The sequence below is a fragment of the Bradyrhizobium sp. WCU1 genome (assembly GCF_053474805.1).
The window spans coordinates 5,638,591-5,651,520 of sequence record NZ_CM130280.1; the positions used below are offsets into that span (position 1 = coordinate 5,638,591).

Genomic DNA, 12,930 nt, shown 5'->3' on the forward strand with positions numbered 1-12,930 from the left:
AGAACGGGGCGCTCTGACGGCTGCCATTCCCTCACGCCACCAAAAGGACGGACTACTATGCTCGAAGCCAATACCATTCTCGGAAACAACGCCATCATTCTGACCGCGCTGAAGAAGACGCTGTTGGCGGCTGGCGAGCCCCTCTGTGCCGCGCTCGTCGCAGTCGGGGCGCGGAGCGATACCGAGGTCAAACAGCTCAGTGACGCCAATGTCGAGAGCGACATCGTGAAAGCGATGCTCTTCGACCAGGCATTCATCATCGCCGCCCTGGCTATGTTCGCCGACAACGAGACCGACAGCACGTTGCTCAGGCTCATCGGGCAGTCGACCAAGGGCATCGCGAACGAGATCGGCAAGTCTGCCAAGACCACCGACACCGCCGAAGCCGCGTAACATGGGGATCATCGACTTCCTCGACGCCCACTTCATCGGCCTCAGCGTGGTCTTCTTGACCGCGTGGACGATCACCTGGGTCGGCCGAACTGTGGTGGCGAGCACCACGACCACGACGATCTCTCGCGTAATCAGCACCAACTGATTCAACAACTACCGCACGGGTGATCCCATCTCCCGTCACCCGTGCGCCCGCGCTGTAACCTCCGTCACCTTACAAGGATCGCATCACCATGAAGAAGCAGAACGCCAAGAAGCAGAAGGTCGACCACGTCGGCAAGATGCTCAAGGACAAGGCCGACCAGAAGGCGCAGATCGCAGCGCGCGTCGCGCCCGAAGCGCCGAAGAAGAACGAGGTCAAGAAGGTCTATGCGCTCGGGTCTCCCGGCCATAACCGCAAGGTGCTCGGTGTGACGCTGACCGAAGTCAAGCGCCGCATCAATGAAGAGACGGCCATCGTCAAGGTCGCACTCGACGCGAACGGTGACCCGACCGGCGAAAGCTCGACCTTCAACTATCGCGACACCGCCGCCTGCACCAAGCGCCGCCGCGAATACACGCGCCGCAACCTGATCGGCCGCAGCTCGAAGACGGCGAAGCAGCGTCGCAAGAACAACCACGTCTCGGCGGTCGGCACCAGGGGCACCAAGCCGTCGAAGAAGAACAGCGCGAAGGGTGCCCCCTCCACGTCGGCGAAGAAGGCGGCCTGATCCATGCGCCAGTACACACGCGAAGTGAGCACCGATCTCGGTGCCAAGATCACCATCCGCATCGAAGCGGACAACAACCAGGCCGTCGTCCTGAAGGACGATGATCTCGGGTACTCGACCACGCTCGACCCGAAAGCCGCCAACCAGCTCGGGCAACACCTGATCCAAGCTGCGCGGATCGCCGCCATCAACGTCCTCGATCCTCCGGCACAGCGCACCGTCCGCGACGGCGCTGGCATGTTGGACGTGCGCCTGGGGACCGATCAATGATGATGATCGACCGCAAGACCTTCGACGCACTCGCGGCGCTGACGGCCCACCCCAAGGCGTTCTTCAGCCTCCAACAGTTGCTCGACCACCTGGCCGCGCATCCCGACGAGAACCCGCTGGTCTACGCGAACGCGGTCAAGCTGCAACTCGACGTTCAGGCCGCGCTCGAAACGTACCTCGAAGGGCGCAAGCAGCTCGGCCTGCGCAACGTCATGGAAGGTCTCGTCGTCGGAGCCGGTGCGCTCGCTATGGCGGTCGGCCGGACCACCCAGGACGTGCCCATGCCGGACCAAGACGTTGCCGCGTCGCTGGCCCACCACTGCGTCACCTGCTTCGGGCAGAACCTTCACGTTTCGTGGAAGGCCCCGCAGTGGTCGACGAGACCCACCCACGAACCTCCGCACTCCACCAACTGAAAGCATCCCATGTCTCTCCACCCTTCCGATCAATACACCCAAGACCTGAAGACGCGCCGCATGTTCGCCTCGATCACCGAGAACATGCAGAACATGGAGAAGCAGGTCGGCGATCTGCTCGCTCTCGCGTCCGGCATGCGCAACACTCTCGGCACCGCCGCGCTGTTGCTCGCGCAGATCGAAGCGAACTACGTGAACGGTTGCGCCGAACGTCGCAGGGTCGACGCGTTGGCGATGGAGTTGCAGACGCGGCTCGCCGATCTCACCGGCAAGACGGCCGCCGCGCTCGTTACGGGTTACGCCGAACACAAGTCGTTCAGCGATAGGCTCTCAGGCGTTCAGACACAGGCGGACAGGATCGCGAACGACCGCTTCGTCAAAGACGACGAGAAGGGCGGCCCGTTGCCCGGCGTCGAATATGTGGGCCTCGAATGGTTCATGACCAAGCTGTCGATGTCGCGCAAGGTCGTCGAGAACCGGATCACCAACGGCGCGCTGCCGGAGCACGATGCGGTCGACGACACCGGCCAGGGCAGGCCGAAGTTCCTGTGGGCGAAGCACAACGCGCTCGCAGCGGTGGCAAGATATAGAGAGAAGCCGACCAACGAGAGGGGACGGGCGGCGGCTCACGTCTAAGCGGGGCTATTTAATTGACAGGCTTGTAAGGCGCGTGAGATGACATGCACCTTACGACCCCCAATCTAACTGATCGGCCGTATCTAGGAACCAACCCAGATACGGCCGATCTGCCGAAAGGGACCGCTGCCAACGCCAATCAGCAATGCGGTCGGCGACTCAATAACATCCGCGTCACGGGAAGGCTAATGGTAAATCAGGACGATGCGCGCCGCGTACAGAACAAGCACAACGCGATGTTGCTCGCGCGCAACGGCATCCCCGTGTTCCCGTCCAGTGGAAAGGTGCCGCTGGTCAAGCTCTACAATCGCAGAGACACCGAGATAAAACCCGAGGATCGCGAAGCCGCTATCGAGCAGGCACGCGAGGAAGGGAACAAGCAGCTCACAGTCTTCGTCGGCGCGACGACCGATCCCGACATCGTCAAGCGCATGTGGCGTCACCCGAACCAAGATGCGGTTCCGTCCGTAGCGTGCGGGCCTGCGCGCCTGGTCGTGATCGACGCCGACACCAAGTTCAACGGTCCCGAGCTGATCGGCAAGCTCTTCGACGAGCACGGCGGCGTGCCCGAAGGCACGCAGATCATCACGACACAATCGGGTGGCCGCCACTACATCTTCAGCGATCCCGACAACGCCTTCACGAATAGCGCTGGCGCGCTCAAGAAGCAGTACGGCTGCGACGTGCGAGGGCGCGGCGGTCAGTTCGTTGCGCCTGGCTCGCTCCGTGAGGACGGCAAGCGCTACGGAGACCAGGCCGCGCTCAAGGCGTTCATCGAAGCCTACACCAACGGCACGATCCCGCCGCTCCCTGATTACATCGTCGAGCTGATCGGCACGTCCTCGGCGGAAGTGGGGGAAGATATCCCCATCTCCAAAGAGCGCGAGATCATCAAGCAGATCGACGAGGCGGACATTCCCGAATGGGAAGAGCTGTGCGCGCCGCTCGGCGAGTATGACTTCGACAAGCTGCAAGCCGAGAACAGCGAGTTCAAGTCGCTCTACAACGAGCCCGGCGACGACTGCTCCGACAACCGCTTCAAGGCTGCGCGCCACGTCATGCGCGAGTGGCCGCAGATGCCGCCCGAACACCTGGCGTCGTTCTTCCTGGCCTTCGAGGGTGCTGGCGAGTTCGTCGACAGCAAGCCGCGCTCCGGCGAATACGACAACCGGCAGACCGCTCGCGAGTGGCTGAAGAACCAGGGTCTCAGCAAGGCGTCGACCGGCGAGGCGTTCGGCGCTGTCGTCGACGATGACGAAGACTCCGAGTACGAGCGCGAGGTCGCCGCAGAGAAGGAAGCCGAGAAGGCCGCCAAGCCGAAGGGCACGCTGCGCCGCATGTCTGGTGTCGCGATCTACGCCGATCCGAACTGGATGGTCGAGAATATCTGCACGCGCGGTATGGTCGGCATGCTTCATGCTCCGTCGAATGCCGGTAAGACGTTCAGTGCATTCCACATGGGCGGCAAGCTCTCCGAAGGGTGGGAGTGGTTCGGCCGCAACGTCGAACAGTGCGGCGTTCTCTACTGCGTCGGCGAAGGCCACGGCGGCATCAATCGCCGCGCGCTCGCCTGGTCGAACCGCTACAAGCCCAAGCACGATGCGCTCATCTTCCGCGACGGCGTTCCGAACTTCGCGCTCGATCCGAAGGGCGCGCGTAGGGCGTTGCGCAAGGCCGTCAAGGAAGCGAACGCGATGCTTGAAGGCGAGGGGCTTTCAGTCGGTCTGTTGTTCCTCGACACGTTCGCGAAGGCCGTAGCGGGTGCCGAGGAAAGCTCGGCGCGCGAGATGCAGCCGATCCTCGATATGCTCCGCGAGCTGGCCGTCGAGTTAGACATCTGCATCATCATCGTTCACCACTCCGGCAAGGACACGTCGCTCGGTGCGCGCGGCAGCTCGGCGATCTTCGCCGATGTCGACTTCAACCTTGAGATCGTCAACGCCGACCAGGCCAAGAAGAAGCACGGGCTCTCGCTCAAGCATAAGAGCCACTCGGCGATCATCATGCCGAAGATGCGCGACTCGGGGAAGTCAGGCCGCTTCGAGTTCAAGCTTGAAGAGGTCGAGCTAGGCAAGAACAAGTGGGGCAACCCCGTTACATCAATGGTCGTGGTCGAGGTCGAGGACAAGCCGTCCGAGGGCTCCGCGTTCGGCGTCGTCGACGAAGAGGCCCCCACAACCAAGGACGAGTTGACGCCCGAAGTGAATCGCTCCGACGACAACAGCCGCTTGAAGCTCTGCGCGAAGATCATCAAGGCCGTGCAGAAGATCGGCAAGCTCGTCGGCAAAGAGGTCCACGCCGACGCCGAGATGGTGCGCCTCGAAGTGAAGGCGATGCAGGACATCTACGACGAGGCCGGGCCGGACAACTACGCCAGGGCGTTCAAGCGCCGTGTGTTCGGCGGCGACGAGGTCAAGCGCTTCGTGCCCGAGGCGAACGGATCGCTGCATTACGTGACGCAACGAGGCAAGCCGAGCATGCTTGTGTTCAAACCCCGATCATAGGAGACCACCGTGAACGAATATCAACGTCGACTGAAGCAGGATATCGTCAGCCTGCCGCGCAACTCGCTCAACGCCGCGCTCAACGATCCGGTCCTCCGGGTGTTCTGGATATTCTACGCGGTGATCGCGGTCATCGTTCTGACTGCGGAGCCCTTGATAGCGTTCTGCACCAAGGACGACAAACGGCCGCCGCCTGAAGTGGTTTGTCCGCCGTATTGGAAGTGCAACGGGCCGCCTGGCACTCGCGCGGCGAACTGTGAGTGTTGGGACAAATACTAAAACGATAGCCGCCCTTCGGGGCGGCTTTTTCGTATGCGTCTCGCGATGGTGATATTGAACCCGTGAGTTGCCCGACGTGTCAAGAGGCGTAACCCCTTGACGGGTGTGAGGCGGTAAGGTATGTCATCTGACATTGCCAACCCGAAAGGACAAACGCCAATGACGACATGCCGCTTCTGCGAAAAGTGGAAAGGCCCGATGGTTAAATACGGGACGCGCCACTACGCTCACCCCCGCTGCTATTTGGAGAACGGAAAGCGCCTCGCCGATCTTCACGCGTGGCAGATCGAAGAGTTTCCCGTAAAGGTGCTCTCCGACTTCGGTCATCTCGACATCAAAACCCTGAAGTTCACCGATCCGGACATTCAGGCCAAGATGGACGGCGTCGAAAGCCGCCCCTCCATGATAATCTTCGATTAAGGGAGACACCAATGAACGCCACCGTCACCGCGCTCCCGAAGCCCGCCAGACGGCCGAAGGCCGACAAGCCTGCGCCTTCCACCCCTCCCGTCCGCAGCGCCGCCTGGAAGCGCAAGCTCACCCGCCAGCGCTACACGTCCTATGGCACCGCAGGCGTCGCCCTGGTGCTGATGGGACTCTCGCTCTCCCATCTTGCGGCCGGGATCGGCGCGCTCACCCACAGCGATCCTGCGCACGCCTGGGCTATGGCCGTCGGCATCGACCTCGGCTTCATCGCGCTCGAACTCGGCCAGCTCTGCACGACGACCGAATCGCTCCGCAAGGCGATCATGACGTGGGCAGGCCCCACTATCATCGGCACCCTCATCGTGTCCGCCTGCATGAACGCCTACGCGTTCGCCAGCGTCGCGACCGGCTGGCCGGTGATCGCCTCGGCCTGCATCCTGGGGCTCTCGATCCCCATGCTCATCTACGTGCTCACGCGGGTCTCCGTGGCCCTGTGGGTCGACGCCACGCGCTCTTGAGGGAGGACAACATGGAGACCACTGTCTACCTGCGCCGGGAGCCTGGCAGCGAAGGCAACAACGTCGTCGCGTACCGCGATGAGGCCTGCACAGACCGGATCGGTCATTGGATGTGGTGGCAGGTCCACAAGCCCACCGCCCGAACCACCCACGTCACGCTGAGCGGCAAGCGCCACAAGGTGGCTTGGGCCGAGCGCCTGACCGCCGACAAGGCCTGACCGATGGCGCTCCTGGCTCTCTTCGCCCTCGGCCTCGCCATCCCTGGCGCGCTCGCGATCTGGTGCTTCATCCAGCTCGCCAAGGCCTGAACGACCTTCCGATGACCTTCCATTAGACCCTCCAATCCGGAAGGTTTAGTGGAAGGTCGGAAGGTCGTCATTTCGTTTAACGTATTGATAAACAACAAAAAAAGCACTTTGACCTTCCGGCCTTCCGGTGGAAGGTTTGGAAGGTTACCGATATCGGAAGGTCAAAATCGGCGCGAGCGGAAGGTTTACAATCGCGGCAACGTATTGATCTGAAAGCATAATCGGTCGATGACCTTCCGACTTTAAACCTTCCGTACCTTCCGATCTGAAACCTTCAAACCTTCCGACCTTCCGGCCCTTCCCCCTTTAGGGGGAGGGCGGAGGGTAGGTTTGATGGAGGGTCTGACCGTCTGAGCGGCGGAGGGTCTCCCCGATCTGATCGTGCTCTCCGTTGCTGTGGGGCCGTGGAGCCCTGATGCCGAGGCCAGGCGTTGAGCCGGGGCGGCTGGTGGTCCTGGGAGGCCGGTCAGGCGGTCAGGCTCTCAGCGGGTGGCTGTGAGGCGGTCAGGCGTTCGGCCTCTCAGTCGGTCAGTCGTTCAGCCAGGGAGGGAGATTTAATTGACGGTGTGAGGAATGGGAGGTTACAGACCTACCGTACCCCCAACATCGAGGCAATCCGTTTGTCCATCCAATTCACCACACCGAAAGGGAACCCGGTCGTGATCCGGCGACCCGAGCTGATCGTGTCTATGGTCGGCTACGAGCGGTCAGATCGCGAGACCGGCGAGATGCGGCAGAACACCGCCATCACCTTCGAGAACCGTGAGGTCGTCTTCGTGAGCGGCAGCGCGGACGTGATCGAAGCGGCGCTCGAAGAGCACGCACGCGTTGCGCGCCTCAACTCGGAATACTGCGACCGCTGCCCCGCCCTGGCGAACGCGTCCGAAGAGCTGAAGCAGTACGAGGCGGTCGTGGACGCCGCCGAGCCCCCGGCAGACACGGACAATCGCCTCTGATGACCGATCCGATGCGCGCCGTGCTCGACGGCACCGATCCCGACTCCGTGCTGGTCCGCGTCCGCACCGCCGAGGGCGTCGCCCTGGCGACCCGCAAGGACTACGGCCGTCCCATCGACTATCTGCGCTATCGCGTGAAGGACAAGATCAGCGACGCGCAGTTCATGGCGGCCGAATACTACGCTGGCGACTACTTCGCGATCTCGCCGGTCGGCTCGAACACGATGGCGACGATCAATCACCTGATGATGGCCGTGCCTCTCTCGCCGGAGGATCGCCGCATGCTCGACCAAGAGGGCATCAACGGCGGACGCATGCACTCGAAGGGCGATTGCGGCGGAGCGCCGAAGGACCCGAGCGACCGCATGCTGAACGCGGCGTTCGCGCTGAAGCGTGTCGACGATCAACTCGACCGCGTCCAACGCGAGCTGCTCCGCGATCTGCTCATCCGCGAACACACGGTCGGCACCATTGCGCAGCGATGGCGATGGTCGCCCGAGCAGGCTGGCATCATGGTCCGCTACGCGCTGCATCGCCTGGTCGACGTGTACGAGAACATCAACCCCGACTTCGCGCTGTATCTGCGGCAAGAGCGCGAACGCAAGAACGAAGGCCGCGCCAACCGCAAGGGACGCCGACGCTGATGCGCTGGTCTGGATACGCCCGCGATCTCGACGACATGGTCGCCACGCAGCGCTTTGTCAAAACGGTCGCGTTCGCCGCAGGACTGATCGTTCTTCAAGTCCTGCTCTTCGCCCTCTGCTTCATCCACTAACCCGGAGACCACCATTGAAGACACTCGACGAGCTGTTCTGCACGATCATGTCGATCCCCTTTGTCGACACGAACATCAAGACTCGAGCAGGCTATCTGCGGACCCAGGTCTGCAAGCAGGGTCGCGGATACGACCTCTACCGCATGTTCGGATTCTGATCCATGCTTTTCCCGTACCGCATGATGGTGGTCGGTCATGGCCGACACGGCAAAGACACTGCCGCTGAAATTCTGCGCGATCACTATGGCGCGACGTTCGTCTCGTCGAGCTGGTTCATGGCAGAGCGTGTCGTGTTTCCGTACTTCTGCGAGAAGTACCCCGGCAAGTATGCCTCGGCGCAAGAGTGCTACGATGACCGCGCGAACGAGCGCTCGACGTGGTTCAATCTGATCGCCGAGAGCAATGCGGCCGATCTCACGAAGTTGGGTCGCGCGATCTTCGCGAAGTACGATCTCTACGTCGGCAACAGGAACGCCCGCGAGTTTCACGCCCTGCGGAACGCCAGCGTGTTCGACATCTCGATTTGGATCGACGCGTGCGAGCGCCTCGAATACCGCGAGCCCCGCACGTCCCTCACAATCGAGCCCTGGATGTGCGATTACGTGGTCGACAACAACGGCACCCAGGCCGATCTCAAGCGGAACCTGGCCTCGCTGATGCACGGATTGCGGACCAAGTCCTTGATCCAAAAGGGATTGTCAGCAGCGTGACCTGACAAGCCGGCCGAGGGAAGTTTGTGAGGGGAAAAAGTTGACGTTGGGATGTCAACTGCCTATTTTCCCCATACGGACAAATGGGCGAGGGGCCGGAACGAGAGTTACCCGGCATCGCCTAGTCTGAACCGACCCCGGCCTTGGCCGACATTCCGAACCCCGGCGCTTCAGTGCGTCGGGGTTTCGCGTTTCCACTAGGAGCCCGTCATGGGATGCAACTGCGGAAAGCGCCGCGATCTCACGGCGCAGGCGATCAAGAACGTTCGCACCGGCAACTTCGACGCCGCTCGTCAGAACGCGCAACGCTTCGTGAAGACGTTGCAGCTCGACGCGCGCAACATCGCGCGCAGCGTGGGGCGCTCGACGCTGATGAAGCGCCCGCCTTCAAGGTGAGATGATGGCCGGTACGCAAACGAACTACACCGGCCCCACGAAGATATACCGCGCGTCACAGGGGCCGATGCCCGCGTCGGCATACACGCAGTCACATGGCGGCGTGATCTATGTCGACTTGACCGACGCGATGAAGCGCCTCACCGTGGCGTTCAACGTGTACGGCGACGAGGTCAAACACCGCGCGCTCTACAACGCGATCAACAAGCTCGGCGACAAGCTGCTCACGGCTGTTCGTCGCGACCTCGTCCAAACGACGGGTGCGAAGTACGGACGCGTGATGAAAGCGGTTCACGCAGATCGCGCGCATCCCAATCGCCTGTTCTATCGCATCGTTGCGAGCGACAAGGCGATGAAGGTGAGCGACTTCGCGCGGTCGCTGACGCCAGGCAAGAAGAACCCGAGCGCCAAGCCTTGGAATCGCTCGCAGCGCTTCAAGGGTGCGTTCGTTATCCGCTTCAAGAACGGTGCCACCGAGATCGTCAAGCGTATCGGGAAGCACAACAAGAGCGGCAAGATCAGAACATTGTGGGGTCCGATCATCCCGAAGGAAATGATCCGGCCCGGCAACCCGAGCACGTACCACATTGCTTCGGCGATCCCGACGCAGTTGGGGCCGGTGCTCATGCACGAACTCGAACAAGCCGTGATCCGCGCGAAAGCGGCGAGCGGCACATAACCGGAGACCCCCATGAACATCCCGCATCTGGTATTCGTCGGCGCTGACAAAGGTGGCGTCGGCAAGACCATGCTGAGCCGCGCACTGCTCGGCTACTACGGTGCCAACGGCATCGACTTCCGCGCGTTCGACACGCAATCCCCGAGCGGCGGCCTGCAACGTTTCTTTCCTGGCCGCGCGCAGATCGTGGACATCACCAAGTCGACCGATCAGGTCAAGGTGTTCGACGACCTGGCATCGACCCAGGTGACCGTCGTCGACGTGTGCGCCGGTCTGTTGTCGCCCACGCTGAAGACGCTCGACGTTGTCGGCTTCTTCGACGCGGCGAAGCAGAACAAGCTGCGCATCACTGTGCTGCATGTCGTCGGTCCTGCGACGCAATCGCTCGACGAGATCAAGCCCGTGATGGCAGCGCTCGCAGGATCGAAGCACGTTGTGCTCGCGAACCATATCGACGACACCGCGTACGATGTACCGGCTGGCGCGCTCAACATTCCCCGGCTGGATGGGGAAGCGGCGAAGGCCGTCGACGCGGTCGCGCAACCGTTCCACGACTTCATCGGAAGCCAGGCGTCCTTCGTGCTGCGCGGCTACACGCGAAGCTGGTTGAAGGACGTGTTCGCGCAGTTCGACGCTGCGCAGCTCAACAACCTGGCCTGATACACAGACAAGAGCCCCTCATGCCTCTGACCATAAAGGCGTTGCCGTAGACCACGGCCGCGTGCGTCACGTGTGTTCAGGGCCATCCACTATGCGCTAGGTCAGCGCCGTGTCGCGGATGGGCGCTATTCGGGGAATAGCAGGCAAGGTGAGGGCACCCGCCATATGAAGGTCGGTGCGGCCTCGCCATCCCCGTGCAATTCGATACCCCCTCTGAACGACTTTTCTCAGAACGAGAAAACGAAAATTCGCAGAACGAAAAACCAAAAATTCACGTTCTGCGAAACGAGCTGAGTGGCATGGATCAAGGGCGAGAGAACTGCGCTCACAGGGATCATCAGCTCATACCCCAAACGAGCTGTGCATCACCGTTATGAACGATGCGCTTCACGATCCATGCCGCTCACCCAAACAGCACGCGTTGAGGCGCGTGGAGCCAAGCGATTGGCTCGCCAGGATACGAGCAGACGGGGGTCATGCTCTCCTGGCTCTGTGCGACCCGCGACGATGAGTAGATACGGCGCTGGCGGGAGCGACGTGTCGAATACCCCGTCGCGGGTCGCAACCCGTCCGCTCGCGCGAGCACGCGCACGCACGCGCGGAAAAATTTTTTTTCGAGAGCATGTTGGTTTTGGAGATCGCCAAAATCGCAGTTGGGCGGATTGATGACAGTGCGATCTCGTCAGTGCTCAAAAGCCACAATCGCCGAGGTATGCGCGGCCACTCGGCCGAAAACGCGGTGTGGCATTTCGATAAAAGTGCAACATGCCTCTAGGATCGCATTAGGCGCGCGCCCATGCGCTCAATCCGTCGCCCGGTATTTCGTACCATTGGGGCGGGTTGAGCGAATGAGCGGCGCGGAATTGGACGAAAAAAAAACGCCGCTAAGGATCAACTCCCTAGCGGCGTTTTCGGCTTAAACCCTAGCGTCGCAACGCTAGGGCAAAGCTATGGCGGTTCGTCGCACGAATCGCCCGCGCCGTTATCGGCGCATGGCAAGCAAGCGAGGGCAAAGCACGTCATAGCAAAATCGCGGTTTGTCATCTCGTTAGGCCTTCTTCGCTTCTACCGCGCCAGTAATGCGCTTGTCAGAGTGATATCGCGACTCGCCATGCGTCATAACGTCAACCGGCTGTAGCGCGAGCGTTGAAACACGATTGGCAATCTCGCGCAAACCGATTGCGCCGATATGGTCGGCCAATCGGCCATCAATGTAAACAGTGGGATTCATGGCGTTAGTACCTTTCGACTTGGACTCATCAGTGGCCGCGTAACGGCCAGACCGCGCTACCTGGCGCGCGGTTTCGTCCTAGTAGTAGCAATGGCGGAAAACGTAATTCCCGTTGTCGTCGCCCGTGAGATAGCCTCTAACGCGACAACCCGCGACGCTACAGACAGCCGGAATGGAAAAATACGTGTCGGGCTCCCCCGTGACGTAAACAGTGCGGCGCATGTCGCCCGCCATGTTATCGAGTCGGCAGTTCTCGACCTTCGCCAATGTGGGGCCACCCATCCACACCGCAAACCACGCGGTTGATCCATCGGGCATATGTTCCGATTTGTCGGCGCGATACTTTTGCATTGGTCAATCCCTCTCGATTAGCGCGGTATAGGTTCGGCAATCGCTCGCGAGAACGCCGAACTGCGCCGCGTCATGCCAGCGCATGAATCCCGCGTCGTCGCAGCTAACGATTGAACCGCCTAACCACGCGGCGAACTTGTCCGCTTGTGCAATTTCGGAATCTTCCATTCCGGAAGCGTCGCCATTGATGAAATACGACGCCCAATAGCTAGGCGCGGTCCCCGTGACAGTGTCGAAGGTTGCCATTGGCTCAACCCTTCGCTTTCTTGACGCGCGCATAGTCGCCCGCGCTCTTAAAGTATGTGCCGTGATAGGTTGCGCCGTTGATCGCGCGAACGGTTACCGGGACACGCTTTCCGCCAAAGTTGTCGCGGTACTCTCGACCAAACGACGCGGAGCCAAGCCTTTCCCCGTTCCACGTTGTGGCGGTATTGGTCTTTGCGTTGATATAGAGGAAATACCGTTCCGGTATGTCCCGCATAAACTCGAATAGCTCGACCTGGCCGCGCTCGTCATTGGTCGGCGGGTTGATATGGGGCGGCAGTTCGGAGGGATGATAGCTATTCGTTTTGCGTGCTTTCATCCACGCGTGCAAAGCCTCATCCCTGGCGCGGATGTCGGCGGCTTGTTCTGGCGTTAGCATTGGCGTTAGTACCTTTCGTTGGACTCATCAGTGGCCGCGTAACGGCCAGACCGCGCTAGGCGCGGTTTC

The 12,930-nt window shown here is 61.4% G+C and carries 23 protein-coding genes; 19 read left to right on the top strand and 4 right to left on the bottom strand.

Annotation, left to right across the window (positions count from 1 at the left end):
* Nucleotides 1-57: 57 nt before the first annotated feature.
* The 19 genes from ACTUWL_RS26080 to ACTUWL_RS26170 all read left to right on the top strand — a co-directional run bounded on the left by ACTUWL_RS26080 (nt 58) and on the right by ACTUWL_RS26170 (nt 10,636).
* Entirely contained in the window at nt 58-393 is a 336-nt protein-coding gene (locus ACTUWL_RS26080; protein ID WP_030529764.1) for a hypothetical protein, read from the top strand.
* 1 nt (nt 394) lies between these two features.
* Nucleotides 395-538 carry a hypothetical protein gene (locus ACTUWL_RS26085; protein WP_157577736.1) on the top strand — a complete coding sequence of 48 codons (144 nt, stop codon included), beginning with the start codon at nt 395-397 and terminating at the stop codon, nt 536-538.
* An 88-nt stretch (nt 539-626) separates the two neighbouring features.
* The gene (locus ACTUWL_RS26090; protein ID WP_030529811.1) at nt 627-1,103 is read left to right on the top strand and encodes a hypothetical protein; all 477 of its coding nucleotides are present in this window, start codon (nt 627-629) and stop codon (nt 1,101-1,103) included.
* A gap of 3 nt (nt 1,104-1,106) precedes the next feature.
* Complete coding sequence (locus ACTUWL_RS26095; RefSeq protein ID WP_030529812.1) at nt 1,107-1,373, top strand: hypothetical protein; 267 nt, start codon at nt 1,107-1,109, stop codon at nt 1,371-1,373.
* Nucleotides 1,370-1,789: a hypothetical protein gene (locus ACTUWL_RS26100; RefSeq protein WP_031027990.1), complete on the top strand. Its 420-nt coding sequence runs from the start codon at nt 1,370-1,372 to the stop codon at nt 1,787-1,789. Before ACTUWL_RS26095 ends, ACTUWL_RS26100 begins: the two co-directional genes overlap by 4 nt.
* A 9-nt stretch (nt 1,790-1,798) precedes the next feature.
* Nucleotides 1,799-2,425 carry a hypothetical protein gene (locus tag ACTUWL_RS26105; protein WP_031027988.1) on the top strand — a complete coding sequence of 209 codons (627 nt, stop codon included), beginning with the start codon at nt 1,799-1,801 and terminating at the stop codon, nt 2,423-2,425.
* 188 nt (nt 2,426-2,613) lie between these two features.
* On the top strand, nt 2,614-4,929 hold the full coding sequence (locus ACTUWL_RS26110; protein WP_031027987.1) for an AAA family ATPase: 2,316 nt from the start codon (nt 2,614-2,616) through the stop codon (nt 4,927-4,929).
* A 9-nt stretch (nt 4,930-4,938) separates the two neighbouring features.
* Nucleotides 4,939-5,208, top strand: a complete 270-nt coding sequence (locus tag ACTUWL_RS26115; RefSeq protein ID WP_096772853.1) for a hypothetical protein — start codon at nt 4,939-4,941, stop codon at nt 5,206-5,208.
* 120 nt (nt 5,209-5,328) lie between these two features.
* The gene (locus ACTUWL_RS26120; protein ID WP_096772854.1) at nt 5,329-5,628 is read left to right on the top strand and encodes a hypothetical protein; all 300 of its coding nucleotides are present in this window, start codon (nt 5,329-5,331) and stop codon (nt 5,626-5,628) included.
* An 11-nt stretch (nt 5,629-5,639) separates the two neighbouring features.
* Nucleotides 5,640-6,152, top strand: a complete 513-nt coding sequence (locus tag ACTUWL_RS26125) for a hypothetical protein (RefSeq protein WP_030529698.1) — start codon at nt 5,640-5,642, stop codon at nt 6,150-6,152.
* 11 nt (nt 6,153-6,163) lie between these two features.
* Nucleotides 6,164-6,370 carry a hypothetical protein gene (locus ACTUWL_RS26130; protein ID WP_030529699.1) on the top strand — a complete coding sequence of 69 codons (207 nt, stop codon included), beginning with the start codon at nt 6,164-6,166 and terminating at the stop codon, nt 6,368-6,370.
* Nucleotides 6,371-7,080: 710 nt separating this feature from the next.
* Nucleotides 7,081-7,416, top strand: a complete 336-nt coding sequence (locus ACTUWL_RS26135; protein ID WP_112921568.1) for a hypothetical protein — start codon at nt 7,081-7,083, stop codon at nt 7,414-7,416.
* On the top strand, nt 7,416-8,060 hold the full coding sequence (locus ACTUWL_RS26140; RefSeq protein WP_030529701.1) for a hypothetical protein: 645 nt from the start codon (nt 7,416-7,418) through the stop codon (nt 8,058-8,060). Before ACTUWL_RS26135 ends, ACTUWL_RS26140 begins: the two co-directional genes overlap by 1 nt.
* Nucleotides 8,060-8,191, top strand: a complete 132-nt coding sequence (locus tag ACTUWL_RS26145; RefSeq protein ID WP_257797618.1) for a hypothetical protein — start codon at nt 8,060-8,062, stop codon at nt 8,189-8,191. Before ACTUWL_RS26140 ends, ACTUWL_RS26145 begins: the two co-directional genes overlap by 1 nt.
* Nucleotides 8,192-8,205: 14 nt before the next feature.
* Nucleotides 8,206-8,349, top strand: coding sequence for a hypothetical protein (locus ACTUWL_RS26150; protein ID WP_152922249.1), 144 nt, complete (start codon nt 8,206-8,208; stop codon nt 8,347-8,349).
* Nucleotides 8,350-8,352: 3 nt separating this feature from the next.
* Nucleotides 8,353-8,901, top strand: a complete 549-nt coding sequence (locus ACTUWL_RS26155; RefSeq protein WP_050513935.1) for a hypothetical protein — start codon at nt 8,353-8,355, stop codon at nt 8,899-8,901.
* A 210-nt stretch (nt 8,902-9,111) separates the two neighbouring features.
* Nucleotides 9,112-9,297: a hypothetical protein gene (locus ACTUWL_RS26160; RefSeq protein WP_030529703.1), complete on the top strand. Its 186-nt coding sequence runs from the start codon at nt 9,112-9,114 to the stop codon at nt 9,295-9,297.
* Nucleotides 9,298-9,364: 67 nt separating this feature from the next.
* Nucleotides 9,365-9,976: a hypothetical protein gene (locus ACTUWL_RS26165; protein WP_159183298.1), complete on the top strand. Its 612-nt coding sequence runs from the start codon at nt 9,365-9,367 to the stop codon at nt 9,974-9,976.
* A gap of 12 nt (nt 9,977-9,988) precedes the next feature.
* Complete coding sequence (locus ACTUWL_RS26170; RefSeq protein ID WP_030529705.1) at nt 9,989-10,636, top strand: hypothetical protein; 648 nt, start codon at nt 9,989-9,991, stop codon at nt 10,634-10,636.
* 1,048 nt (nt 10,637-11,684) lie between these two features.
* Here ACTUWL_RS26170 and ACTUWL_RS26175 read toward each other — a convergent pair.
* The 4 genes from ACTUWL_RS26175 to ACTUWL_RS26190 all read right to left on the bottom strand — a co-directional run bounded on the left by ACTUWL_RS26175 (nt 11,685) and on the right by ACTUWL_RS26190 (nt 12,861).
* The gene (locus ACTUWL_RS26175) at nt 11,685-11,867 is read right to left on the bottom strand and encodes a hypothetical protein (protein ID WP_112921567.1); all 183 of its coding nucleotides are present in this window, start codon (nt 11,865-11,867) and stop codon (nt 11,685-11,687) included.
* A 78-nt stretch (nt 11,868-11,945) separates the two neighbouring features.
* Nucleotides 11,946-12,218: a hypothetical protein gene (locus ACTUWL_RS26180; RefSeq protein WP_112921566.1), complete on the bottom strand. Its 273-nt coding sequence runs from the start codon at nt 12,216-12,218 to the stop codon at nt 11,946-11,948.
* A gap of 3 nt (nt 12,219-12,221) precedes the next feature.
* Nucleotides 12,222-12,464 carry a hypothetical protein gene (locus ACTUWL_RS26185; protein ID WP_030529706.1) on the bottom strand — a complete coding sequence of 81 codons (243 nt, stop codon included), beginning with the start codon at nt 12,462-12,464 and terminating at the stop codon, nt 12,222-12,224.
* A 4-nt stretch (nt 12,465-12,468) separates the two neighbouring features.
* Entirely contained in the window at nt 12,469-12,861 is a 393-nt protein-coding gene (locus ACTUWL_RS26190) for a hypothetical protein (protein ID WP_096766528.1), read from the bottom strand.
* Nucleotides 12,862-12,930: the final 69 nt, after the last annotated feature.